Here is a 25,345-nt window from a genome sequence, read left to right as displayed (position 1 = left end):
GGGCACAAGAAACGATAGGTATTATGTTGCCCCGTTTGTGTGGCAGCGTTGTGATTTTTCCGCAAGCAGCCGATCACAGTTTTGCTGTTGTATTTCAATTTCTGCTAAGGTTTGTTGTAGGTCTTTGAGTTGACTTTGGAGTTTGTTTTTGTAGTGATTAAGTACTTTTTGATAGTGTATGAGTTGTGCTTGCGTGCTACCAGGGCCATCATACATATCAATCAGACTACGAATATCAGCCAAACTAAACCCCATTCGCTTACCGCGTAGCGCTAGTTTTAAGCGGGTGCGGTCTCGAGGGTGGTAGAGTCGTTGTAGGCCGACTCGCTCTGGGCTTAAGATGCCATGATCCTCGTAATAGCGCAGGGTACGCGGCGTAATATCGAATTCTTTAGCCAGATCAGAAATAGACCATGTTTTTTGTGACATAGCGACTAAAATTAGTTGACGTTAACGTAAACTACCATGGCAAACCATAACAGACAAGCAGGGAGAACACGGAGATGCAGACAAACAAAAATGGACTGATCTATCCATGGCAGGATTTTTTGCCCCCAGCCGCTACCATGCAAGCAGTGGCAAAGGGCGTGTATTGGATACGGTTGCCTTTACCTTTTGCTTTAGACCATATTAATGTATGGCTCTTAGAAGATGAAATCGAAGGTCAAAAAGGGTGGACACTAGTGGACACCGGAGTGGCGCGGCCCGAGGTGCAAGCTTTGTGGGAGCAACTGTTTGAGTCGGTGTTTAATGGGTTGCCTTTACTGCGTATTATTGCCACCCATATGCACCCGGATCATGTGGGCTTAGCGGGTTGGTTGGCAGAAAAATGGCAGGTGCCTTTATGGATGAGCCTGAGTGATTATGCCTTAGCGTGCTTATGGGTTAACCCCGCTTCTTCCGAGCAGATGGGCGCTTCGGGAGGGCGCGCCGCTGCGGCGCATTTTGCACGGCATGGTCTGGTCGACCCCGCCGCTCAAGAGCAAATAGCACAGCGTAGTCGCTACTATCCAAGTCTGGTTATGACACTCCCACGTGACTTTAGACGTTTGCTTGATGGGCAATGCGTCATGATAGGTGGGCGTTCATGGCGATGTATTGCTGGATATGGTCATGCACCAGAGCATATGGCACTGTATTGTGATAGTGAGCAGGTGTTGATTGCTGGTGATATGGTTTTACCTACGATTTCTACCAATGTGAGTGTCTTTGATTATGAGCCCGAGGCGAATCCACTGGCGTTGTATTTGGATTCTTTAGAACGGTATTTGGATTTGCCGGAACAGACGTTGGTGCTGCCTTCGCATGGAAGACCGTTTCAGGGGTTACATTGGCGTATCGCACAGCTAAAACAACATCATCAGGATCGCTTGGCCGAGACCTTAGCGGCCTGTAGGCAAGCAGGCGGGTGTAGTGCGGCGCAGCTGGTCCCTATTTTATTTAAACGTCAGCTTGATATGCATCAGCTCACTTTTGCGATGGGAGAAGCCATTGCACATTTGCATTTATTGTATTTTGCTGGGCAGGTGAAGCGAGCCGTGAATGATCAGGGCGTTTATCAATTTTATTCGGTTTAGGAACACATTATGAAGCCACACCTTCACACCTTTTTACAACACGCTGGGCAAGCCGATTTCGATGATAAAACGGGAGCGGCACCCGTAGCAATGCCACCGGTACGTACAAGTACAGTACGTTTTAAAACGCTGTCGCATTTAGATCAGGCAATTGCGGCGCGACAAGCGGGTGAGCGAGCGGTCATTTATGGGCGTGGGGGTATGGACACGCATCGGGCGCTCGAGGATGTGTTTTGTGAGCTCGAAGGCGGTACTCAGGCATTTTTGGTGCCATCGGGGATGGCTGCAATTAGTTTAGCCATGCTGAGTTTTTTAAGTCAGGGCGATCATGTGGTGGTAGCTGACTGTGCTTATGCGCCGGTACGTACTTTGGATAAAAATGTCTTAGAGCGCATGGGGGTGAACGTTAGTTATTGTGCGCCCACGCCCCAAGCCTGCCAAGCTGCGATTCAGCCGAACACCAAAGTGCTGTATGTGGAGTCGCCTGGGTCGTTGCTTATGCAGATGCTTGATATGCCGGCTTTAGCTGCTGTGGCTCAGGCGCATGATCTGATTTTGATGACGGATAATACCTGGGGCTCAGGCTTGATTTATCAGCCGTTGGCTTTGGGTGCAGATGTATCTATTATCGCTGGAACCAAATATATTGGTGGACACTCGGATTTGATGCTTGGTGCTGTAGTAGCAAAAAATTCTGCACATGCCCAGCAGATTGAGGCTTGTCATTATGCGTTGGGATTTTCTGTGAGTGCGGACGATGTATGGTTAGCTTTGCGTGGGGTGCGAACCCTGCCGTTACGTATGCAGCAAAGCGCAGCAAGTGCTTTACAAGTGTGTGAGTTTTTAGCGAGCTGGCCTGAGGTTTCCGCTATTTATCATCCAGCGTGGCCACATGATCCACAGCATGCCTTATGGCAACGTGATGCATTCGGCTCAAATGGTTTATTGGCTTTTAGTTTGCGGGTAGACATGCCAGCCGCACGTCGTTTTGTTGATGCTTTGCGTTTATTTGGGATTGGGTTTTCATGGGGGGGCTTTGAAAGCCTTGTTCAGTTGGTGGAGCCAGCGGCTTTAGCGAATCATTCGTACTGGAATCCGGAAAATGGGTTCTTGATTCGCCTACATATTGGCCTAGAGCAGGTAGAGGATTTGGTGGCAGATCTTGCACAGGCGCGTCAGCAATTAGAAAGCATCTAAAAAAACGTCCTTGCTATACGCAAGGACGTCATAATAAGGGGGTGAGAGTGCAACCTGCGAGCCCCTGAAAACAGCTATTGTGCTTGCTTTAGTAGGGCGTCAGCCACTTGTATGGTTTCTTCGTAGCCGTTCGTGAAAGCCGGCGAGGTGACGTATTTGCCCCCGATCGCTAGGCTAGGAGTACCCTGGATTTGATAGAGACGAATGAGATCATTAGCACGATTGGCTTTGGTTTGGGTACCAAAAGAATCAAAAGCATTATCAAAGTCTTTTTCGCTGATGCCTTGATCTGCTGCCCATTTACGTATGGCTTTTTTATCAAATAGCGCGCGTTTTTCTTGGTGGATTGCCGCAAAGAGCTTAGGGTGTAAGTCTAAGCGATCAAGCGCCTCAAAGACAAAGTAGGTACGCTGTAAGTCGGCCATACCGGCGTTAAAGGCCACAGGCACCCGCTTTAATACTACTTTCTCCTCAAAGCTTTGGGACCATTTTTCGACTAGAGGCTCCATAACGGCACAATGTGGGCAGCTATACGCAAAGAACTCAAGCACCTCGGTTTTATTTAGGCTATCCGCTGGTATGGCTTGGCCTAGGGTGATGTAAGAGTTAGGGGCGAGCTCTTGAGCCGTAACAGCAGGGCTAATAAGTACGCTAGCAGTTAGTGCTGCCGTTGCTGCCAAGCGACTAAAAAGAGATAAATAAGACATAATGATTCCTGTGACTCCAATAAATAGTGGTATGACTAAGGACGTACCACAGAAGTTTCAATTTTTTCTTTACCTAGGGTCGCTCGTGCTTGATTCATTTGATCGAGCCCATTAAATGGACCCACCCGAACACGGTTAATGGTACCACCGCTGTATTCACCTTTTTGAACAGTCGCATCTAAGCCGAGTAATAATATGCGGGCACGCATGCTTTCTGCGTCTTGAGCAGAGCGAAAAGCGCCCGCTTGTAGGTAATAGGTGGAGGGGGCGGCTTTAGCAACCTGAGTAGTGGTTTTAGGGGCACTTGGCTTAGCGGCATGGGGATTCGGAAGCTGAGCGATTAAATTACCGAGTGCATCTGTAGAGGGGGTAGGGATAGAGGGTGTTGAGGGGGCTGCCACCTGCCCCAGATTTTGTGCGATCTCGGCTTCTTTTCCAATAAAAACGGGTTGATCTAAGGGGGCCATTTCACCATAGAGACCAATATTGGGGTCGGGAGCATGTTGCACATCAGGCAGTAGAATGCGTTCGATTTCTTGACTCGCTTTATCCATGAAAGGCATGGGGGCTTTTGTGACGTAAAGTGCCACGGCCACCGCCGCGGCAAGCCCAATGACTAGCCCAATCAGGATGCCGGAAAACATGCCGGCAGAAGGTTTAGCTGTTGATTTACGACGGGTGGCCATAATGATAATTACATGGTTTTAGGAGCGCTGACGCCGAGCTTATCTAAGCCGTTAGCAATGACTTGTGCAGTAGCAGCCGTCAGGGCGGCGCGAGCGGTTTTTAGTGCGGTGTTCTCTACCATAACGCGCTCGTTGTTATACCAGGCGTGGAAATCCGCCGCACAGTCACGTAGCCAGAACGCCACCTGATGAGCAGCAAGATCCTTGGCGGCTTGGCTTAGCATAGCGGGATATTCAGCCAGACGCTGTAACAATTTGATTTCGCTAGGGGCGGTGAGCAAGCTAAAGTCGGCTTCTGCTAAGGCTTGCTTAGATAAAGCCGTCTGTTTTAAGACAGAGTGTGCTCGAGCATGTGCGTATTGGATATAGTAAACGGGGTTTTCCTCGCTTTTAGAAAGAGCGAGATCAATATCAAATACAAAATCGGAGTCCGCTCGACGCTGAACCAAGAAAAAACGTACCGCATCTAACCCTACCCAATCTACCAAGTCACGTAAGGTCACGTAACTGCCGGCACGCTTGGAGATTTTGACCTCTTCGCCGCCTCGCATCACTTTTACCATGCTGTGTAAAACATAAGCGGGGTAGTCGGCGGGGATCCCCATGTTTAAGCCCTGTAAGCCTGCGCGCACGCGAGCAATTGTGCCATGGTGGTCTGTGCCTTGGATGTTGATTGCGTGATGAAAACCGCGCTCCCATTTAGAAACATGATATGCCACGTCTGGTACAAAATAGGTATAGCCCCCCTCGCGTTTGCGCATCACGCGATCCTTGTCGTCACCAGTGTTGAGCTCTGTGGTGCGTAACCAAAGCGCTCCATCTGCTTCATAGGTATGACCCGCTTCAGTAAGGGCTTTGACTACAGCATCGACGCGACCATCGGTGTATAGTGAGCTTTCGAGGTAGTAATTATCAAAAACCAGATTAAAAGCTTTTAGATCCAAGTCTTGCTCGTGACGTAAATACGTTACGGCAAAGCGACGGATGTCATCGAGATTTTGGATATCACCGGAAGCAGTGACGGGCTCGCCATCCGCAGCAGAAACCGTTTCTTTGGCTAAAAAAGCGCGGGCGATGTCCATAATGTAATCGCCTTTATAGCCATCGGCAGGAAACTCGGGGCTGTCAGGAGCAATACCCTGAGCGCGCGCTTGTACACTAATAGCAAGGTTATCGATTTGGTTGCCGGCATCGTTATAGTAAAACTCGCGGCTAACCTCGAACCCCTGACTACTAAATAAGCGGCATAAGGCATCACCAAGCGCTGCTTGACGTGCATGCCCCACATGTAAGGGGCCGGTAGGGTTAGCAGAGACAAACTCCACCATGAGTTTTTGTTGGGTAGCTGGCTGATTACCAAAGGCATTGCCTTGAGTAAAAACCTCTGGCAGTACAGCCTGGTGGGCTGCAGGTGTTAAGCGAAAGTTGATAAAGCCTGGGCCAGCGATTTCTGCCGAGGAAATGAGGTCTTTCATGCTGGCATCGGCCAAAATAAAGTCCACAATACTTTGAGCTAGTTCTCTAGGGTTACGCTTGGCCGGACGCGCCAGTTGCATAGCGACGTTGGTTGCCACATCACCATGGGCGGCGACTTTAGGGCGTTCTAAAACAATAGACGGGTTAGCGTCTGGCACCAAAGATTGGACGGCGGCCTGAATGCAGGCGCTGAGCTGTTGTTGTTGCTGAGCAAGCATAGGTTGTTTGAGAGAAAATAGGCAATAAATAAAGGCGAGCGCGTAAGAATACAGATTGGCTCAAGCCCGAACGATTAGGCTTACATCATAACGTGAAACGCGGTTTTGTTCAGTAAGGGTATGTCTGATCGTGTTTACGGCTCTGTAGAAAAATAAGGTTTTAACCATTCGTAATAGGCCTCTAGATCTACTTTGGCCACTCGATTGTGGATTTTTTCTTCTTTTGATAGCGATCTATCTAAAAATGCGCGGACTTGGCGCCGTGCGCCATAGCCATAAGTAGGGTGTAGAAACTGTTTGTTTCGTAAAGAGGGGTGCACGAAAAAAAGGGAATCATAGTTTTCGACGTCACGATCAAACTCTATGAGTAGGCTTTCGTCATGAAGATAGGCCCACTTAGCATCGGAGTTTAAAGGAATTGGATCAAAAGCTAGCCCTTGAGCTCGAGCTTGCCATAGCAGCCACTCTAATGCGATATCGCTTAAAGGGCGGGTATCAGCTTCGGTGGGCTCTGGGTAGCCACCACCTAAATCCCCATGAGCTCCTATTAGACCAATTTCTATAATGTTATCTCCAGTGCCAAGAGCGTGTAGAGGAAAGAGGTATCGGTACTCATGCAAGGCGACAGCATGTCCTACCCATTGCCACAAGGGAGATACACTAAAGTTAAAGAGAAAGTTATGGGAGCCAAGTATTCCCATTTGAGTTACGGTGTCCAATAAGCCAATAAAACGGGGTTGAATACACATTTGTACATGATCACCATAGCGATTGGTATAACTAAACAAGCCATTTTTTGTATATTTTAAAACTTGGTTGGCAAAGTGAAGGGCGAGCGCAGAACCACGAGAAAATCCAATAATATCAATGGGAACAACTGTGTGAGGGGCGTTGTGTTGTAAGTAGATGAGATGGCGAATGAGGGCGTCCCATTGTTTTCTTACAATACGTCCAGCGCTGTGGGCGATGAGAGCATCCCAATCAAGGGTTTCAGGGTTACCGGGACCGGCGACGTAATAGCTGGTTTCTTGAGAAGCTTGGTGTAGTTGATGAACCACACTGTTTACCGTGTGATCATAGCGGGTTCCATCAAAAGCAAACAATAATAAGCCCCAAGGGTCAGTATGGTTGAGTGGCTGCTGCTGGCTATAACCATATAGCTGACTGAAAGGGGTCGGTCCAATTGGATCGGGCTCTAAAAAATGTCCTTGTTGAGGCAAATAAGTGCGCAGCAGGTTGTCGTGCCAGTTTGTGCTCATATCATGGTATTGACCTTCGCGTCGTAAATGAAAATCTAGATCACCCGCTTGCTGAGTCGCATAACCAAAGGCATCGTAAGTGGCTGCCCAGCGCAGATTTTGCTCTAAGTCACTGATGATATGCACCGCTCCTAAGTGATCACTGTGCATAAGTAGTAACTCACCGTCAGGGTGTGCATCATAATCAATCATAGCGATGGGCTGATTATCTAGATAAATATAGCGTCTTGAAATGGGGTGAACCGCATCCGTAGGGAGTTTGGTCTCTAGATGGGTAGTGTATTCAGCAACCAGTTTTTTATTGTGATAAAGAAAAAACTGCTGTTGGTCTTGTGGATAATGTTGTGTATAAATTCTGAAGCCCGCGGCATTATGACTGTTTTTTTGTACAGTTTCCACAGGGTTATGCACAGTGTGTAGACGTCCTAAGGCGTTGTATCCCAAAATGTAGTCTTTTTCATCTTGTTGCCATCGAGTTGCCCAACCAGCGGCATCACGTTGAATTAAGGGAGTAGAAGTGGCAGAGTTAGCAGCTAAAAGGCCGCTTTGGCGCCAAGCATAAAAGCGAGGTGAAGGGGCATTGGTTTTTTCTATTACTAGTTGGCGCGACGTATTATAAGCGTAGTGATGGTGCCAACGAGGCTGGGAGGGCAATAGGTCATAGGATTGATGACGTGCGGTGACTAAGCCTTTTTCCTGGCGTTGAAGTTGTTGCCACCAAGCTGTTTGCGTTGTGCCTACATAGATAAAGTGGTGGGGGCCATGTTGCACTTCTAGGCGACGACTTAGGTTTGCATACTCATAGCCTAATGGTATTTTACGAACGACCCATTGTGTATGTTGTTGGCGATTGATCCATTCAATACGTTCGATTTGCTTAGGACCCCAAATGTATTGCAGTACGCCTCCTTCGGGTAGATGGTGCTGCACTAAACGCTGTTGATCATCGTACTCAAACCGCTCCTCATAGTGCCAGTTAATGGGAGTAGAAGAGGAAGGGGGCAGGAGATGACGTTGAATTTTGCGTGAAAGTAATTGCCCTGTCTCATTAAAACGTAAATATTCTTGCTCTGTAGGATGATCAATGACTAGGTGTCGTGGGTGAGGGCGAGAAAGACGTGTTTGTAAGGTCTGTTGTGCATGTTGATAGTCTATGGTTTGTACCTGTCCTTGTGAGTTGTAGTGGACGGTGTGCTGGGTGTTATTTGCCCAATTGATGCGATGTGCTCGTTGACCTTCATAGTGGAGGGTAACTGGCTGCTGATAACTGTTTTGCCATTGAGTGAGTTGCCCTGCGGCATTGTAGTGAAGTGATAAATCAGGCCAGCCGGGTAGCTGTAGGTGCAGTTGAGTGGATTGATCAGGATGGCGTTGCCATTTCATGGCTTGTAATGACACATGATTTTGGCTTTGCGTAAATGGGGGAGGGCAGCCCCAACAACCTGCCCCAGAAACCTCAACAATACGTGGAGGGGTTAAGCTTAAATCAAAGCGGACGTGAGTCAGGCCTTGTGGACCTTGTAGACGAGTTTGGTCTGGAAATTGTGTATCAGGATAGTAGGTACGCACCCACTCATGGGCTTGAGTTCCCATACTAAAGATGACACGGCCTTTTTGATCATAGACCCAGCTACGAACCCGCTTAGGTGGTTGCTGCCAGTGCTGCTGGATACTTTTACCAGTAATTGCCCAAGGGTTACCTTGTTGGTAGTCGGGCTCGGCATGGTAAAGCAGACGGCGCTGATCGGGGTAGGTGACATGGGCTAAGAAAGGCAGTTGCTGTTGTGACGTGGTTTGATAATGGTAATGGATTTCACCAACCGGAGTTTGAACTGCCTGTAAGCGCACAGGGATTTGGTTAGTGTCGTAAATAAAATGCAGTTGGTGCTGATTTTGCTCTACGCTTTGAATCTGATGTATAAGCTCAGGCTGTGTGTGGCGGTGAATAATTAATGGGGGACGTTGGGAAAAGTGGATTTGAGCTAACCAGCCTGATGACTGATGAAACCACCATGACTCTTCGTTAGAAGCGTGCCAGATAATAAATGGGGGTTGGGTTTGTATATCAGTGGGGGGCAAAGAGCGTTGTTGGCCATCAGAAAAAGTAATGCGTGATGTTTTTGGGTCAAATTGTGCGTTAAAGTGCAAATGCCATTGTGTGCCTAATGCAGATAAATGAGGCCGTTGAGAGTGGTAATAGCGAATTAAACGCAGGTCAGGCGCTTGCGGGTGTCCGTAGTAGTCGACCTCTTGTAAAAATTTATCACCTGTGTATAGATCCACAGGGTTTAAGGCACTATTGGGGAAAAGCCAGTTTGATGTATTAGTGTGGCTAGGGGCTGCCGTAGAACAATAATGAGGACTAGGGGCTGGCGTGCAGGTATTGGCTTGAGCCGCATATGCAAAAAGATAGATAGTGACATAGATAGCAACAATTAGGCTTCGCATAACTTCTCCTTCTTATTGAGCTTTGTGTTATCTTGAACTCATTACGCAAGAAAAAGTGCGGTTGGTGCTATTTTTGTCTTAGGGGGGAAACCAGATGCTAATTACATTTATCTCAAAAGCCTCGGCGTCCATTTTGATGTTAGGTAAGCATGCGCTACCTGTTTTAGAGGCGGCGGGGAAACGGTTCGAGGATGGGGTATTACCTGAGCGTGGAGTTTTCACCCCTGATCAGTTGCCAGCGGCGATAGCTGGATTAAAGGCGGCGATGGACGAGGCGCCGGTAGTGGATGATGAGGTGAACGAAGACGACCCAGATGCGCCTAAAGTGCCGGCAATGAGTCGCGCAGTGGGTTTTAAACAGCGAGCTTATCCTTTGTACGAAATGCTAGTAGCAGCACAAAAGCAAAGCGTGGATGTGATGTGGGAGCCCGCGGAAACGGCCTGGTAAAAAATACGGATAAAAAAAGCCCAAACGATTGTGAGTTTGGGCTTTTTTATTAGGAACCGTTAAATGTTGAGCTTGCCATCATGCTGTAAAGCATGGCGGTTAATAGCGCTTAGGATAGCTTTAAATGATGAAGTAAGGATGTCTTGATGGATACCTACCCCAAAGCCGCTTGGGTTTTCACCAATACGCATTTCTACATAGGTAGCGGCTTTGGTGTCCGTGCCGCTGCCAATGGCATGCTCGGTGTAGTCCATAATTCGGATTGGAATATCCAAAGCATTAATAAAGGCGGCTAACGCGCCCTCGCCTTTACCGTGCAACTTGATGGGCTGCCCTTTTTCTAGCATATCAATTTCAATATCGAATTGCTGGGTGCCGTCTTCGGCTTTAGGCTGGCTAGTGATTTTATGCGTGACGAGCTTCCATGGCCCCTCGGTGCGCAAGTATTCTTTTTCAAAAATACCATAGACCTGCTCAGGGTTGACCTCTTTACCGGTGCTATCGGTAACCGCTTGGATAGCGCGGCTAAATTCAATTTGTAAGCGACGAGGCAAGACTAAACCGTGTTCTTGTTCAAGGAGATACGAAACCCCACCTTTACCGGATTGGCTGTTAACGCGAATCACTGCGTCGTAGCTACGGCCCACGTCGGCAGGGTCAATAGGTAAGTAAGGAACCTCCCATATGGCATCCGGTTTTTGTATAGCAAAGCCTTTTTTAATGGCATCCTGATGGGAGCCAGAAAATGCCGTAAACACAAGGTCGCCGGCGTAGGGGTGGCGGGGGTGAACAGGAATCTGATTGCACTCTTCGACAATGCGGCGTACCTCGTCAATATCGGAGAAGTCTAAGCCTGGGTGAATGCCTTGAGTGTAGAGGTTTAAGGCTAAGGTAACTAAACAAACGTTACCGGTGCGCTCACCATTACCAAATAAACAGCCCTCGACTCGATCTGCGCCGGCCATTAAGCCCAGCTCGGCGGCAGCTACCCCTGTTCCACGGTCATTATGCGGGTGAAGACTAATGACAACGCTTTCACGATTATGCAAGTTACGGTGCATCCATTCAATTTGGTCGGCGTATAGGTTTGGGGTGGTGGCTTCTATCGTGGCAGGTAAGTTCAATACCATTGGATCTTCAGGGGTGGGTTGCCACTCATCGATGACAGCATTGCTGACTTCTAGAGCAAACTCTGGCTCAGTGGTACTAAAGACCTCTGGGGAGTATTCGTAGCGCCATTTGGTCTGCGGATATTTAGCAATCGCAGCTTTGACCATGCGGGTGCCATTGATAGCAATTTGTTTGACCTCTTCTTTTTCCATTTTAAAGACAATGCGACGGAAAGCAGGAGCGCAGGCATTGTACATATGGATCATGGAGGTTTTAGCACCCGCCATCGCTTCGGCAGTACGCTCGATAAGGTCTTGGCGAGCTTGTGTCAAACCGATGATGGTCACATCATCTGGAATGCGGTTTTCGTCGATAAGCTTGCGCACAAAGTCGAAATCGGTTTGTGAGGCAGAAGGGAAGCCAACTTCGATTTCCTTGAATCCGATTTTTACGAGCAACTCAAAAAAGCGTAATTTGCTGGTTACGCTCATGGGCTCAATTAAGGATTGGTTGCCATCACGTAAATCTGTACTCATCCAAATAGGGGGCTGCGTGATGCGTTTGGACGGCCATGTGCGATCGGAGAAGTCTTTAGCAAAAGGGCTAAAGGGAACGTATTTTGAAGCGGGATTGGAAATCATGGATACACCTGTGGGACAAAAAGTAAAACCTTTTCGCCGCCACCTGAACCACAAAAATACTTGAATTGCCGGTGACGGCGTTCAAATATGTGGCTGTGTATATGGCTGCCGGACTGCCACTAGACTCTAGGCCCGGCAACCGGGCGCTAGTAGTAGAGGCAGTAAGGAAAGTGTTTGGGCATACGCACGAGCAGCGACGCAGCGGTAAGCGCTGGTAGTAGGAATGCTGCAGATAGAGGCTGTGCGTGAAATAGTCATGCCACTAATAAAACACAAAATCATAAATGATGCAAGGGTTCTGTGTGTTTTGTTGTGGGCGCAAGATGATTTTGAATTTGTTGTTCTTGTTTTTTTGCTAAACAAATCAAGGCATAACGATTTGCGCCGAGCTGTGCTGTGGTTTGTTGTAAAACGCCGACGGTGATGGGGTGTCGTCGCTGCTGCCAAGCCCAAGAAAGGACATGTGTTGCTGCAGGCGATATTTTTTTTAGTAGTTCCGACAAGTCGGTATCAGAGACAACCTTTTGGCTGGCACGTTGACGAGTGTACTGGACGAGGTGAAAAAGCAGATAACTAAACAGTAGAGTGCAAATGATAACCACTGTCCACCAAAAAAAAGGGTTGTACTGTTTGATTAGGGCGGCATCAATGCCTAGGGCTTCAAGCCCTGAGTAATCCAAGGTACGCCCAAAGTGCAAAATACGGTTGATGATGGTCAGCCAAAGCACAACGCCAATGAGTACGATAGCAAGCGCCACGGTTTTATAGATAGCGGTCAAACGTAGGATAGTTTGATGAATCGTGATGCGGTCTTTTACCGTAGGAGGGGCAAGTGGCATATCAGTATGAGCAGTCTCTGGGTGCATCATCATAAGAAAAACACAAAAAATAAAAATCGACGAAAGCCATATACAAAAGATATAACGTTGCTCGTGGACTGTCGATGCTTGCGAATTGAAAAGAGAATTCCGTTAGTTATAGTGTTGTTTTTTCACGCTTGTTTATTTTTGTTTTCAGTGGTATGGTTTGTCTTAGCTCAACTAAATGATAATGATTCTCATGTATATTTGTATCTGCAGTGCAATCACGGATAAGCAAATTAAAACCGCAGTAGCCAATGGGGCGTCCACACTTGAAGATTTGCAGTTCGAATTAGGGGTGGCGATTAACTGTGGCCGTTGCGCTGAAAGCGCTATGGAGTTGCTTCCTGTTCCGGAATTTGAACATCATTTACATGCGACGGAAATCACTCGCTCGCGACGTCAGGCAGCAAATGATACTCAACTGACAGCAGCGGTGGTGGCTCAATAAGTGTAGTGGGCTCTGCCTGATTGGTGTTTTCGCCTATACTTTAGGGTAGGCTGCCCTATAATGGGGTGAAGACGGCTCTTATCGGAGAACACCATGAAAGGCGATAAACAAGTTATTTCCTACCTGAATCAACAATTAAAAAACGAACTCACCGCCATTAATCAGTATTTTTTGCATGCTCGCATGCTTAATCACTGGGGCTTTGATAAATTAGGTAAAGTCGAATACGACGAGTCAATTGGCGAAATGAAACACGCTGATTTGCTCATTGATCGTATTTTGATGTTAGATGGCTTACCTAACTTACAAGATCTACATAAACTACGTATTGGTGAAGACGTACCAGAAATTTTAGAGTGCGATTTATCCCTAGAAAAGGCGGCACACGCTACCGTCGTAGAGGGAATTAAGCACTGTGAGTCTGTGGGGGATTTTGTTTCACGAGACTTATTGTTACATATCTTAAAAGACACCGAAGAGCATATTGATTGGTTAGAAACCCAACAAGACTTAATTGAAAAAATGGGCTTGCCCAATTATCTGCAGAGCCAAAGTAGCACACCGGCTGAATCCTAAAAAAAGCCTCGGTCAAACCGAGGCTTTTTTGTTTAGAAGGCTTTAGCTGGACAACCTGGAACCCGACCCCATGCATTATGTGGGCCACAATACTTATTACGTGCGTCCCATTTGCAGCTAGGGACTTTTGTAAAGCCTAAGCGATCACATGCTTGAAGCTCACGCTGAAAATCCACTTGCCAGTTAGGGTTAGCGGTAATAGGCAGGGATGGGGCTTGTACTTCTTGAGAGGGGGGCGGGGGTGGTGTCCCGATATCGATGGGCTGGATCACATCATTATTAGGCTCAGAAGTTCTCATCGTATGAGGTGTTAGCGTACCAATTTGAGCTAAGCCCTGTAAGCCGCTAGGACTCACGTGATGGCGTGCAAAATCATTTGTTCCAGTTGAGGCTCCAGAGGCTGTGGCTAAAGCAATTGGAGGGCGTTCAGCTAACAAATCAATATTGTGATCGATTTCCCATTCGGCAGGCTCAGGGGTGTCGGGAACGGCAAGACGACCATCCACGAGTGGTTGCGGCGGAGCGGGTACGTAGGGGTTGCCGTCTGCATCCAGGGTGGGGACGGTATAAAGGTCTTTATACGCATCAAGCACATCCGATTTTAACGGGCCGTTTGCGATAAGCCAGTTGCCTAGTTGCAGCCCACCCCAAATGGAGGCGGCAATAGCAAGAAGCAGAGTGACAATAATAATGCGCCAAGACATAGACTGGATTTAATTAAATAAGAGAATAAAAACAATACTTATATTGTACTGAATACGCAGCGAGAGCATGTGACAGAATCCAACAACTGTCACATGATACGTTAGGTAATTAGTGGAAAAGCTGGCCACTATGCTCGCGCATGGTATGAAATTCAATATCGGGGTGTAGTTCTTGCGCTACGCGTAGTTGAGCGGGGGAGCTAGCCAAAAAGGCGACGGCATCGACCACGTCATACGCGATGTTGGCCGCGTTGCTATCAATGAATTTTTTTAGTGCGGCGGGGTTTTTAGATGTGACCCAACGTGCCAGATTATAGCGAGACGGGGACATACGTGCGTCTACACCATATTCGTTTTTGAGTCGGTCTGCAACCACCTCGAACTGTAGTTGCCCTACGGCACCAAGTAGCAAGCTACCACCCGTAAGGTGGGGTTTAAAGACTTGGATGGCCCCCTCTTCGCCAAGCTGGGTGAGCCCTGTACGTAGCTGTTTGGTGCGTAAAGGGTCTTTGACTTCCACACTTTGAAAGAGCTCGGGGGCAAAAAAGGGTAAGCCAGTAAATTGTAGGGTTTCACCTTCGGTTAACACATCGCCTAATTGCAATACACCATGGTTAGGAATCCCGATAATATCACCCGCAAATGCCTCTTCGACAAGATCGCGGCGTTGCGATAAAAAAGAAACCACGTTGTTTGGGCGGATTTCTTTGTTGGTGCGAGCGACTTTAAGGCGCATACCACGGGTAAAATGACCTGAGCTGACTCGCACAAAAGCGACGCGGTCTCGGTGAGCGGGGTCCATATTTGCTTGGACTTTAAACACCATGCCGGTGAATTTGCTTTCGGTGGGTTTGACCTCGCGTTGTACGGCTTCACGCGGACCAGGGGGCGGTGCCATGTCAACAAGTGCATCCAGTACCTCTTGGACGCCGAAGTTATTCAACGCTGAGCCAAAAAAGACGGGGGTTTGCTTACCCGCTAAAAAGGCGTGCAAATCAAAATCCGGTGTGGCGGCTTGGATAAGTTCGATTTCCTCTTGTGCTTTGGCGTATTCGGCGCCAAAACGTGCTTCGGTATCGGGATTGTGAAGCCCTGGCAAGATTTCAATATTTTCAGCGCGGTGATCTTTGTTTTTGTTGTCAAACACATGCATTTGGTCTTTGGGTAGGTTAAAAACCCCACCAAAACGTTTTGCCATGCCCACTGGCCAAGAAAACGGGATGGCATCCATGCCTAGGTGATCCTCGATTTCGGATAGCAAATCAAGGGGCTCTTGGACTTCGCGGTCTAATTTGTTGATGAAAGTAATAATCGGGGTGTTACGAGCGCGACAGACTTGGAGCAAACGGATGGTTTGTGGTTCCACACCATTGGCGGCGTCAATAACCATTAGGGCTGCATCAACAGCGGTAAGAACGCGATAAGTGTCTTCGGAGAAGTCTTGGTGTCCGGGGGTATCGAGCAGGTTGATCACGCAGTCACGGTATTCCATTTGCATCACGGACGATGCTACAGAAATCCCCCGTTGCTTTTCTATATCCATCCAGTCTGACGAGGCATGGCGGTCAGATTTACGAGATTTTACGCTACCGGCAATTTGGATAGCGCCCGCAAATAAGAGCAGTTTTTCTGTCAGGGTGGTTTTACCCGCGTCCGGGTGAGAAATAATAGCAAAGGTACGACGCTTGGCGACTTCTTTAGCGATGTTGGACATGAGTTGTGTAGAAAAAAATGGCGGCGATATAAGGCCGCTTTAGATAATAAGAATAGAGTTATTTTCCCTGATATTGGGTTTGGATACAATGTTCCGTCGTATAAGAAAACTAAGCGAGATGGTGTTTTGTTATGGTTAGCGTCTACTTACCATGAGGTGAAAAGATAGCAGCCCGTTAGGGAATCTTACGGGCCTTAAAGGGTTAAGAGGAAGTGATCTCAGCGAGGGTTTTGATATCTGCGACGAGGCGCATGTTTTCTATAGAGGCTTGGTGAACCGCTAGGGTGGGGGCGGCGCAGCAGTCTTCTACCACTGTGACGTAATAGCCGTAGTCTACCCCATTACGAGCTGTGTGTTCGACGATGTTGTTGGTGACAACACCAAATAAAATCAAATGTTCGATGCCTTTTTGCTGGAGGCTTTGATGAAGTTGACTATCTTGAAAAGCACCCACACGTTGATGTGTGATGATGGTTTCCCCATCTAGAGGTTGAATTTCATCAATAAAATCAGCGCCCCATGTGCCTTCTACTAAAGCGTCCATATCTTTAACAATAGTAAGCAAAGGTGAGTTTGCTACCAGATCCGTGTGTCCAGGCTGAAAGCGTACGGCTACGTGGATAACGGGGATCTGTTGCGAACGAGCGTACTCCACTAAGGCTTTTCCTTGATTGGCAACATCTCGAGCAACGACTTGCTCACCAAACATCGGACCAAACTTACCTTTTGGGGAGGCAATATCGTTGACCATGTGTAGCGATAAGACCGCTGTTTTTTTAGGATCAAATAGGGTTGTCATCCATCTCTCCTTATCTTATTAGTAGGTGAATTGGCACTGGCCAAACAGAACTGTTCGGGCTATGTCTGTATCATAGCCCAGGGTGATGGGATTATACGGAAATAAACAAACAGTTCTGTATGTTTAGTTGTTATTTTAGATTGATTGGCGCTGTACCGGAGCTGCGTTTAGCTGCTGGTGTGCGTTTGCGGGGGCGGCGCTTGGTAGTTGATGTGTTGGCACGGGGGTTATTACGTGCGGGGGGACGGTTAACAGGGGGCTCGGGCAAGTCGAGAGGAGTAAAGCCCTCGATGGTGATGGGCTCAATAGTACGTTGAATTAGGCGCTCGATTGCTTTAAGCAAACGGTTTTCTGATGGATCTACCAGTGAAATGGCTCGCCCTTCGCTACCAGCTCGACCGGTACGGCCAATACGATGTACATAATCCTCTGCAACTTGGGGTAGCTCAAAATTAATCACATAGGGGAGCTGTTCAATATCTAACCCGCGAGCCGCGATGTCAGTGGCTACAAGTACTGCAATTTTTCCGGATTTAAAACCCGCTAAAGCGCGTGTGCGCGCCGCTTGGCTTTTGTTGCCATGTAAGGCGGCGGCGCTAAGACCGTCTTTACTTAATTTTTCCGCAAGGCGATTCGCTCCGTGTTTGGTGCGACAAAAAACCAAAACCTGATGCCAGCCGCTTTGGCGAATGATATGGCTGACCAGTTCGCGCTTGTGGCGTTGCTCGGTAAAAACCACCTGTTGGCAAATAAGTTCCGAAGTTGTGTTGCGCGGGGCAACTGAAACCTCGATAGGGTCACGGAGGGCATTACGTGCCAGATCCCGAATCTCATCGGAAAAGGTAGCTGAAAATAGCAGGGTTTGACGCTGACTGGGGATGAGTTTCAGAATGCGTCGGATATCCCGAATAAAGCCCATATCTAACATACGATCGGCTTCGTCCAGTACGACGGTTTCCACATCTTTGAGTTGGATGGTTTTTTGTCCCAAATGATCCAAAAGACGCCCAGGTGTGGCGACCACAATATCGATAGGTTTTTTTAACGCTTGTATTTGTGGATTAATATTGACGCCACCAAATAACACCAAAGAGCGGATACGTGTGTATTGACTGTAGAGACGCACCGAAGCTTCTACTTGGGCGGCGAGCTCACGCGTAGGTGTCAAAATCAATGCTCGAGGGCTGCCTGCCTGTTGAGTGGGGCGCGGCTGCGTTAGGATGTGGTGCAAAATAGGCAGGGTAAAACCAGCCGTTTTGCCGGTGCCGGTTTGGGCGGCAGCAAGCACGTCTTTGCCCTGTAGCACATGTGGGATGGCTTGGGCTTGGATAGGAGTGGGGGCATCGTAACCCGTATCGCGAATCGCACGCAATAAGGGGTCTGCCAATGATAATGCGGCAAAAGTAATAGAGGTATTCAAGGTATTTCCAGCGACTAGCCTATTACGTCATCGTAATACCAATCTAGGCTGACAGAATGAGGTTGAAGGCGAATATGCCATCGCAGGAAGGCCTGCGTAGAAATGAAAACGCAACGATTGGCGTGCTACGTGAGTTTTTTATTATAACGATAAAGGCAAGTGGAGGACATAAAAACAATGTTTATTCACTTTTTTTGGCTTGCCGCCGACACAGAGCCCGTATAACCTAAGCGAAGATTGAGCTATTTTGTGCTTTGATTTTGAGGCGAAAAAAATGAAACAGTATTTACGATGGTTGTTGTTGAGCCTAGTTGCATTGCTGTTAAGTGGCTGTGGCTATAATGAAATTCAACGTTTAGATGAGCAAGTTAAGGCGGCTTGGTCGCAGACCTTAAACCAATATGAGCGTCGTGCGGATTTGGTGCCCAAGCTTGTGAGTTCAGTCAATGCATATATGATTAATGAGCGTACGGTATTGACTGATGTGACAGAAGCTCGAGCCAAGGTTGGGCAAATTCATTTAAAAGTCGATGATTTGGATAACCCAGAGCTCATGGCAAAATTCTCCCAAGCCCAAGGCCAGCTCTCTTCGGCTTTATCACGTTTAATGGCGGTGGCAGAAAACTATCCTCAGCTTAAAAGCGATGGCTTAGTCCGTGATCTTATGACACAGCTCGAGGGTACAGAGAACCGAATCGCGACCGAGCGAGGTCGGTTTGTACAGGCGGTCCAAGAATATAATTTATACATTCGCCAGTTCCCTACGGTAATTACAGCTAAGGTTTTTGGTTATAAGGTCAAAGAGAACTACGGTGTAGATCGTCAGGACGAAATCACGCGTAACCCAGAGGTGCGTTTTGATTTACCTGCTGGGGCGACAAACTAATAGGGAAAAGGAATAGTTATGGTTTTGGCTTTTGAGCGACAGCCCTTTTGGCGAGGGCTGGTGAGTATATGGTTAGTGGCGTTACTGAGTATGGCGTGGCCAGCTTGGGCTAAAGACCAGCCTATTCCTAAACTTGATAGTTGGTTAGTCGATACCACGGGCACATTTAACTCTGCACAAAAACAAGCCCTGACACAGCGGCTCCAAGCTTTTGAACAAAGTAAAGGGGCGCAGATTTTTGTGTTGGTGGTGTCAACCACTGGTACGGAGGGCATTGACTCTTACACCCGTCGGGTTTATGACCAATGGAAAGTTGGTCGTAAAAAAGTGGATGATGGTATTTTGCTCGTGGTCGCTAAAGATGATAGGCGCTTACGTATTGAGGTGGGCTATGGGCTCGAGGGCGCGGTGACAGACTTACAGGCGGGCCGTATTATTCGTGAGTTTATTACCCCCGCTTTTACACAGGGGGATTATGTCGGGGGTATTAATGCCGGTGTAGAAAAACTCATGGGTCTGGTCGAAGGAGAACCGCTTCCTCCGCCTATCAAATCCAGTCAGGTAGATACTGACGAGGAAGGCCCGATTGCTATTTTATTGCCATTGGCATTTTTTTCTTTTGTGTTGCCCCCAGTGGCGGCGGCCTTAATTATTGGCTTATTTAGCTTCTTTGTATTTTGGAGTGTGCCTTTGGCGCTGGTAGGCGCTGTGGTAGCGTTTGTTTTATCTCTTATTGGTAAAGCATTTGGTGCCGGAGGAAGAGGTAACTCAGGGCGAGCCTCACGCCGAGGCGCCGCAATTGGTGGTTTAGGTGGTGGCTTTGGTGGGGGATTTGGCGGTGGCGGCGGTGGCGGTTTTGGTGGGGGTGGCGGCTTTGGTGGCGGCGGCGGTGGTAGTAGCGGCGGCGGTGGTGCCTCAGGAAGCTGGTAGGGAGCGGATATGAAAAAAATCAAACAAATTACCGGTATTGCTGCTCTTGAAGGCCAATGGCTACGACGTCGTCATTTTGATGAGGAAGTACTGGCTCATGTGGCAGAGCGTATTAAGCAAAGTGAAAACACACATACGGGTGAGCTGGTTTTGGCGGTTGAGGCTGTGATGCCTAAACATGAAAAGCATCCACATTATCGAGCATTGGAAGTCTATGGCCGTTTACGCGTATGGGATACTCCGCTTAATAGTGGGGTATTGCTGTATTTAGCCTTAGATCAACGAGCCATAGAAATCATTGCAGACCGAGGTATTACAGCAAGTTCAGCCCAATGGCAGCAAGTCTGTGTGCGTTTGCAAGCGCGTTTGGCTAAAGGGGATTACATAGAGGGCTTATTAGCGGCTGTAGATGATATAGAGCAAATCTTACAAAAGCATGCCCCCGAGGGTGATCATACAGCAGATGTGCTGTCGAATGCGCCGGTTTTGCTGTAGCGATGAAAGACGTTGATGTTTCTTCCGCCTATTGGCTTGCAGAGGCCCTTCGCTTAAAGGAAAGTCAGTGGGGGCCGATAGAGGACACAGCAGAGGTGCGCCGCGTGGTGGCGGCGGGCGGTGATTTTACACAGCGGGTTTTGCGTCGTGCGTGCTATTTAGGCGAACGTTTAGGTTGGTTGTTGGTTCAGCAGCAGGTATTACGCTGGTTACGTGGCTGTGTGCTGGTTTTAGGCGTGATATTTATATTGCTCGGCCTAGGGATGGCGGCTGGTGCTTTGAGTCGTCCTCATGGCTCTGTGAATATTTTATTGGCTTGGGTAGCCTTATTAGGGGCGCCAAGCTTGAGTTTGTTACTCTGGCTCGTTTCGTTTTGGTGGCAGCCACACCAAGAGGGGCGCGGCTTTGTGGTGGGGCATATCACCGTGTGGTTAAGTCAGCGTTTTGTTCGCGGGCCGGATCAAGCCTTGATGTTACGCGCTTTGCTTAGCTTATGGGGGCAACAAGCCTCATTACGTTGGCGTTTTGGCTTACTCAACCATGTTTTGTGGCTGCTAGCGCTGCTTGCGGCGGCGGTCATGCTGGTGCTTTTGCTTACCGCAAAACGGTATAGCTTTGCTTGGGAGACAACATTGCTGACTCCGAGCCATTTTGTGGCGTGGGTGCAGCTGGTTGGGTGGTTGCCGCAGCAGTTAGGCTTTGCTATGCCAGAAATGGCGGTGATTGCTCAAAGTGATGGCAGTACGCTTTTACCTATGAGCGCACAGGTGCAATGGTCCCAGTGGCTGTTAGGCAGCTTGGTGGTATATGGCATGTTGCCTCGATTGATGGCGTTGTTAGTCTGCATATTTATGCTTTGGCGCGCACAGCGGCGAAGACCTGAGCTAGGTGCGTTACCAGGGATTACAGAGCTTAAGCCTCGCTTGCAACCGCAAACGGAATATGTGGGAGTGGATGCGATAGCTGGTGAGGATCAGGTCCCGCAGGCTCAGGTGGTGCAAGAGCGCCCCGCTTTGCTTGCACCGACGGCAGTGATAGGAATCGAGTTACCATCCGATCAGGTTTGGCCTCCTTTTATGTTGCCCGATAGGTGGCGAGACGAGGGAGTGGTGGATAGCCGTGAGCAGCGCCATCAGTTATTAATGGCATTAGTCCAGCACCCGGTAACGCATTTAGTATTGTGTGTGGATGCGGAGCAAACGCCTGATCGGGGGGTAGTGGCATGGTTAGCAGAGCTAGCTACGTATGCGGATTATTGCTCTATTTATTTATTAAATGCTAAAGACAATCAACATGGCGAAAAGCCTGATCGACGCGAGTCGTGGTATGAACGATTAAAGAAAGCGGGTTTTTATGCTATTTATACTCATCCAGAACCGTTGCTTTTCGAGTTAAGCTCATCATGACCGAAACCACTCTTGCTCCTTTAAAACTTGCTGTGGTGGGGCACACCAATACGGGGAAAACATCGTTACTGCGCACGTTGACACGGGATACGTATTTTGGCGAGGTACGTAATAGCCCAGGTACAACGCGTCATGTAGAGGGAGTGCGTTTAAAAATCGCTGATCAGACACTCATCGAACTGTTTGATACGCCGGGTATGGAAGACAGTATGGCGTTGTTGGATTATTTACAGCGTCTAACTAACGAGCAGGAGCGAATGGATGAGCCCGAACGCATTGCCTTGTTCTTACAAACGCCGGAAGCGAATGAGCGTTTTGAACAAGAGGCTCGAGTATTACGCCAACTTTTACAAAGCGATGCCGGTTTATATGTGATTGATGTACGAGATCCTGTGCTTGCTAAGCACAAGGATGAAATACGTGTGTTGGCCCAGTGTGGTAAGCCCTTATTACCTGTATTAAATTTCACGCGTAGTCCTGAGCAACGGATAGAAGAGTGGCGTACGGCGCTTGCGCATTTAGGCTTACATGCTCTAGCAGAGTTTGATACCGTAGCGCCGGCGCTAAATGGCGAGGCATTGCTTTACGAGAAACTGGCTTTGCTGGTGTCAGCGGCACATAGTGAGCAGTTGCAGCGCTTAAGTGTGGATGTGGCGCAGCAGCGGCAACAACGCATGCAAGATGCTTGGCGATTGTTGGCCGAGCTCTTAGTGGATGTGGCGGCGTGGCGCTTGACCAGCCCTTCGCAAAAAGCCCTTTTGGAGCAAAATATTCAAACCTTGCATGAAACAATTCGCTTACGAGAAGAAGCTTGTGTTAAAGCTTTATTACGGCGTTTTAATTTCACCACACGTGACTACTTGCCCGATCATATTGCTCTAGAGGGCTATCGCTGGGAAACGGATTTATTTCATCCCGAGGTGCTAAAAGAGCTCGGTATTCAGGTTGGGAAGGGGGTAGCTGCTGGGGCGATGGCAGGAGCAACGTTTGATCTACTAACAGCTGGTTTAAGCTTAGGCTCAGGTACATTGATTGGGGCGGCGGCGGGTGGGATTTGGCAGGGGGTAGATAAATGGGGGCAGCGCTTAATAGGCAAGTGGCGTGGCGAAACGGAGCTAACTGTAGACGATAGTGTGATTCGAGTATTGGCTTTACGCCAAATTGCGCTTATTCATGCTTTAGCGCAACGTGGACATGCCGCGCAAACACCCATTGCTATCACTCGGGCACAGATCGCCTTAGATGGTGGTTCGCTTTCAGAGGAGAGCACACCAATTAACTGGCGCTCGGGGCCTTTGCCCGAAGCCATAGAGCAAGCGCGCGCCCATCCTGAATGGTCGTCTCTACACCCGCGCCACTTACCGAGTGCGCGTCGGGAGCAGGCCATCGTGGCACTGGTGCAGCAGCTAGAGGGGCCAAAAGTAGAGCAGTAAGGGGATAGTACTAACCACAAGTAAGATGTCTAGTGGCAACCCCATGCGCCAGTAGTCTCCAAACCTAAAGCCGCCGGGACCTAAAATAAGCGTATTGTTTTGGTGACCAATGGGGGTAAGAAAAGCGCAGGAGGCGCCTATAGCCACGGCCATTAAAAAGGTATCGGGGTTGACGCTTAACTGTTGCGCTGTGCCAATGGCAACAGGACTCATGACGGCAGCGGTAGCGGCATTATTCATAAGATCAGATAGTCCCATGGTGGCCACCATAATAAGCACAAGCGCCCACATGGTATTGCCCTGTGCGACATAATCTAATAAAAGTGTAGCAATCGCGGCAGCGGCTCCGGTGCTTTCCATGGCTTGTGCGACAGGAATCAGCGCGGCAAGCAAAACGATCACTGACCAGTCTACCGCTTGGTAAACATTGCGGATTGCAATCACATTAAGCAGTAACAATAAGAGCACACCAAACATAAAACTTACCGCTGCTGAAGCTAGCCCTGTAGCGGCGAGTATGACACTCAACAGCATAATACCAGCGGAGAGCAGCATCTTTTGGCGGTCGGGCACGCGTAAAGGACGGGTCGCGAGGGGGGCGCATCCACCCACCGAGGCAAAATCGGCCACATTTTCGGCTGCGCCTTGTAAGAGCAGTACATCCCCAATGCGTAAGGGGGTTTGTTTAAGACGCGTTCTAGAGCGAGTACCCTGACGGGAAATAGCGAGTAAGTTAATTCGATATAAAGAGCGTAGACGTAAGTCAGCGGCACTACGCCCAATAAGCGGAGACCCTGGCAAAATAGCGAGCTCAGAGAGTTCATTGGAATAACTGCCTTTTTCTTTTTTCTCTTTAGTTTTATCGCCATTGGCTGATGTTTTCGCTTCGGTGGCTTGTGCCGCGGGTAGCCCCTCGGGAGGGGTGGAGGGGGCTTTGTCCTCATTAAATACGAGGCCTAGCACATCGAGATTTTTGGCTAAGGCTTCTGGATCGGCTTCGATAAGAAGCACATCATTTTCTACTAGGCTTAGTGCTGGGTTGGGGGCATTGAGACGAATGTCTTTACGAATTAACCCCAAGATTTGGCTATCTGTTTGATCCAGAGTGGACTGGACTTCGCCCAGACGCATCCCTATGGCTTTGCTTTCGGCGGGGACACGGGCTTCGGTAAGATACGCGCCGGTATCAAAAGAATCTTTGCCCGCGCGCTCTCGTACCGGAATGAAGCGCCAACCGAGCAGACAAATAAATAAAATACCAATGATGGCTACGCTTACGCCAACAGGACTAAAGTCAAACATGTGATAGCCTGAGCCCGAAGTTTGGATACGAAAGCTAGAGACGATCAAATTAGAGGGAGTACCAATCAAAGTGGTTAGCCCGCCTAAAATTGTGCCATAAGCCAGTGGCATTAGGACTTGGCCGGGCGCTAATTGATAACGATTGGCCATCTGTAGAGCCACCGGCATGAGTAAAGCCAGAGCACCTACATTGTTCATAAAGCCTGATAAAAAAGCGCCTAAAGCCGTAAGCGTTAGCAAGGCAATGGTGGGCGAGCCTTTTTTAGGGAGCACACGGTGAGCTAGAGCATCGACGACCCCTGTTTGCTGCAACGCGTAACTGAGGATCAAAATACAAGCAACAGTGACTACCGCTGGGTGACTAAATCCCATAAAGGTGTTTTTGGGATCAACCAAGCCTAAGAACGTACATAACAAGAGGGCAATAATGGCCACAATATCGTGCCGCCAGCGCCCAAACAGAAATAAGCCAATGGTGACAAGCAAAATCAGGACGATGAGTACGGCGGGGCTAAGCATGATCTCTCCCGTTAGTTTAGTTCTTATGACTATAAGGCAGATAGGTAGGAAAACAAAAAGGTCGTTAAAAAACGACCTTTAAT

At 48.5% G+C, this 25,345-nt stretch carries 22 protein-coding genes; 10 read left to right on the top strand and 12 right to left on the bottom strand.

What is annotated here, in order from left to right:
- Positions 1 to 21 precede the first annotated feature (21 nt).
- On the bottom strand, positions 22 to 429 hold the full coding sequence (locus tag ABD980_RS08600) for a MerR family transcriptional regulator (RefSeq protein ID WP_300646492.1): 408 nt from the start codon (positions 427 to 429) through the stop codon (positions 22 to 24).
- A gap of 74 nt (positions 430 to 503) precedes the next feature.
- On the opposite strand from ABD980_RS08600, the gene ABD980_RS08595 reads away from it, so the two are divergent.
- Together ABD980_RS08595 and metC are read left to right on the top strand one after the other, a co-directional pair.
- A complete protein-coding gene (locus ABD980_RS08595; protein WP_345371004.1) occupies positions 504 to 1,577 on the top strand; it encodes an MBL fold metallo-hydrolase in 1,074 nt (357 codons plus the stop codon).
- A 9-nt stretch (positions 1,578 to 1,586) separates the two neighbouring features.
- Entirely contained in the window at positions 1,587 to 2,774 is a 1,188-nt protein-coding gene (metC, locus tag ABD980_RS08590) for a cystathionine beta-lyase (protein WP_345371002.1), read from the top strand.
- A gap of 74 nt (positions 2,775 to 2,848) precedes the next feature.
- Here the strand turns inward: metC and ABD980_RS08585 are convergent, their stop codons facing one another.
- From ABD980_RS08585 to ABD980_RS08570, 4 genes are all read right to left on the bottom strand, one after another.
- Positions 2,849 to 3,481: a thiol:disulfide interchange protein DsbA/DsbL gene (locus tag ABD980_RS08585; RefSeq protein WP_345371000.1), complete on the bottom strand. Its 633-nt coding sequence runs from the start codon at positions 3,479 to 3,481 to the stop codon at positions 2,849 to 2,851.
- A 35-nt stretch (positions 3,482 to 3,516) separates the two neighbouring features.
- Positions 3,517 to 4,167 (bottom strand): SPOR domain-containing protein, encoded by a 651-nt coding sequence (locus tag ABD980_RS08580; protein WP_260650984.1) that lies wholly within the window; start codon positions 4,165 to 4,167, stop codon positions 3,517 to 3,519.
- 8 nt (positions 4,168 to 4,175) lie between these two features.
- A complete protein-coding gene (gene argS, locus ABD980_RS08575) occupies positions 4,176 to 5,861 on the bottom strand; it encodes an arginine--tRNA ligase (RefSeq protein WP_345370997.1) in 1,686 nt (561 codons plus the stop codon).
- A gap of 134 nt (positions 5,862 to 5,995) precedes the next feature.
- The gene (locus tag ABD980_RS08570) at positions 5,996 to 9,568 is read right to left on the bottom strand and encodes an RHS repeat-associated core domain-containing protein (protein WP_345370995.1); all 3,573 of its coding nucleotides are present in this window, start codon (positions 9,566 to 9,568) and stop codon (positions 5,996 to 5,998) included.
- A 94-nt stretch (positions 9,569 to 9,662) separates the two neighbouring features.
- Here ABD980_RS08570 and ABD980_RS08565 point away from each other — a divergent pair, with 94 nt between their 5' ends.
- A complete protein-coding gene (locus tag ABD980_RS08565; RefSeq protein WP_300647367.1) occupies positions 9,663 to 10,016 on the top strand; it encodes a DUF1840 domain-containing protein in 354 nt (117 codons plus the stop codon).
- A 59-nt stretch (positions 10,017 to 10,075) separates the two neighbouring features.
- Here the strand turns inward: ABD980_RS08565 and leuA are convergent, their stop codons facing one another.
- Both leuA and ABD980_RS08555 read right to left on the bottom strand, forming a co-directional pair.
- Positions 10,076 to 11,767, bottom strand: coding sequence for a 2-isopropylmalate synthase (leuA, locus tag ABD980_RS08560; RefSeq protein ID WP_345370992.1), 1,692 nt, complete (start codon positions 11,765 to 11,767; stop codon positions 10,076 to 10,078).
- 278 nt (positions 11,768 to 12,045) lie between these two features.
- Complete coding sequence (locus tag ABD980_RS08555; RefSeq protein WP_300647369.1) at positions 12,046 to 12,639, bottom strand: hypothetical protein; 594 nt, start codon at positions 12,637 to 12,639, stop codon at positions 12,046 to 12,048.
- 187 nt (positions 12,640 to 12,826) lie between these two features.
- Between ABD980_RS08555 and ABD980_RS08550 the strand changes: the two genes are divergently transcribed.
- Together ABD980_RS08550 and bfr are read left to right on the top strand one after the other, a co-directional pair.
- Complete coding sequence (locus tag ABD980_RS08550) at positions 12,827 to 13,078, top strand: (2Fe-2S)-binding protein (protein ID WP_260650996.1); 252 nt, start codon at positions 12,827 to 12,829, stop codon at positions 13,076 to 13,078.
- A gap of 93 nt (positions 13,079 to 13,171) precedes the next feature.
- Positions 13,172 to 13,654 carry a bacterioferritin gene (gene bfr, locus ABD980_RS08545; protein ID WP_260650977.1) on the top strand — a complete coding sequence of 161 codons (483 nt, stop codon included), beginning with the start codon at positions 13,172 to 13,174 and terminating at the stop codon, positions 13,652 to 13,654.
- Positions 13,655 to 13,686: 32 nt separating this feature from the next.
- Here bfr and ABD980_RS08540 read toward each other — a convergent pair whose 3' ends face one another.
- The 4 genes from ABD980_RS08540 to ABD980_RS08525 form a co-directional block, all read right to left on the bottom strand.
- Positions 13,687 to 14,358: a hypothetical protein gene (locus ABD980_RS08540; RefSeq protein ID WP_345370989.1), complete on the bottom strand. Its 672-nt coding sequence runs from the start codon at positions 14,356 to 14,358 to the stop codon at positions 13,687 to 13,689.
- 109 nt (positions 14,359 to 14,467) lie between these two features.
- Positions 14,468 to 16,072, bottom strand: coding sequence for a peptide chain release factor 3 (locus ABD980_RS08535; RefSeq protein WP_260651036.1), 1,605 nt, complete (start codon positions 16,070 to 16,072; stop codon positions 14,468 to 14,470).
- Positions 16,073 to 16,274: 202 nt separating this feature from the next.
- Complete coding sequence (locus ABD980_RS08530; RefSeq protein ID WP_260651035.1) at positions 16,275 to 16,871, bottom strand: cysteine hydrolase family protein; 597 nt, start codon at positions 16,869 to 16,871, stop codon at positions 16,275 to 16,277.
- A 130-nt stretch (positions 16,872 to 17,001) separates the two neighbouring features.
- The gene (locus ABD980_RS08525) at positions 17,002 to 18,291 is read right to left on the bottom strand and encodes a DEAD/DEAH box helicase (protein WP_345370985.1); all 1,290 of its coding nucleotides are present in this window, start codon (positions 18,289 to 18,291) and stop codon (positions 17,002 to 17,004) included.
- Positions 18,292 to 18,565: 274 nt separating this feature from the next.
- On the opposite strand from ABD980_RS08525, the gene ABD980_RS08520 reads away from it, so the two are divergent.
- The 5 genes from ABD980_RS08520 to ABD980_RS08500 are packed head-to-tail and all read left to right on the top strand — an operon-like array spanning position 18,566 to position 23,441.
- A complete protein-coding gene (locus ABD980_RS08520) occupies positions 18,566 to 19,177 on the top strand; it encodes a LemA family protein (protein WP_345370983.1) in 612 nt (203 codons plus the stop codon).
- 60 nt (positions 19,178 to 19,237) lie between these two features.
- Positions 19,238 to 20,107, top strand: a complete 870-nt coding sequence (locus ABD980_RS08515; protein WP_345370981.1) for a TPM domain-containing protein — start codon at positions 19,238 to 19,240, stop codon at positions 20,105 to 20,107.
- A 9-nt stretch (positions 20,108 to 20,116) separates the two neighbouring features.
- Positions 20,117 to 20,602 carry a TPM domain-containing protein gene (locus tag ABD980_RS08510; RefSeq protein ID WP_345370979.1) on the top strand — a complete coding sequence of 162 codons (486 nt, stop codon included), beginning with the start codon at positions 20,117 to 20,119 and terminating at the stop codon, positions 20,600 to 20,602.
- A 2-nt stretch (positions 20,603 to 20,604) separates the two neighbouring features.
- Positions 20,605 to 22,008, top strand: coding sequence for a DUF2868 domain-containing protein (locus ABD980_RS08505; protein ID WP_345370977.1), 1,404 nt, complete (start codon positions 20,605 to 20,607; stop codon positions 22,006 to 22,008).
- On the top strand, positions 22,005 to 23,441 hold the full coding sequence (locus tag ABD980_RS08500) for a GTPase/DUF3482 domain-containing protein (protein WP_345370975.1): 1,437 nt from the start codon (positions 22,005 to 22,007) through the stop codon (positions 23,439 to 23,441). Before ABD980_RS08505 ends, ABD980_RS08500 begins: the two co-directional genes overlap by 4 nt.
- Here ABD980_RS08500 and ABD980_RS08495 read toward each other — a convergent pair.
- Positions 23,415 to 25,262 carry an SLC13 family permease gene (locus ABD980_RS08495; RefSeq protein WP_345370973.1) on the bottom strand — a complete coding sequence of 616 codons (1,848 nt, stop codon included), beginning with the start codon at positions 25,260 to 25,262 and terminating at the stop codon, positions 23,415 to 23,417. The genes ABD980_RS08500 and ABD980_RS08495 overlap by 27 nt on opposite strands.
- Positions 25,263 to 25,345 lie beyond the last annotated feature (83 nt).

This window comes from Paenalcaligenes hermetiae, assembly GCF_039543645.1.
Lineage (GTDB): Bacteria > Pseudomonadota > Gammaproteobacteria > Burkholderiales > Burkholderiaceae_B > Paenalcaligenes > Paenalcaligenes hermetiae.
Note: the sequence above shows the minus strand (reverse complement) of the source record. Positions and strands in the feature narration are given on the sequence as shown.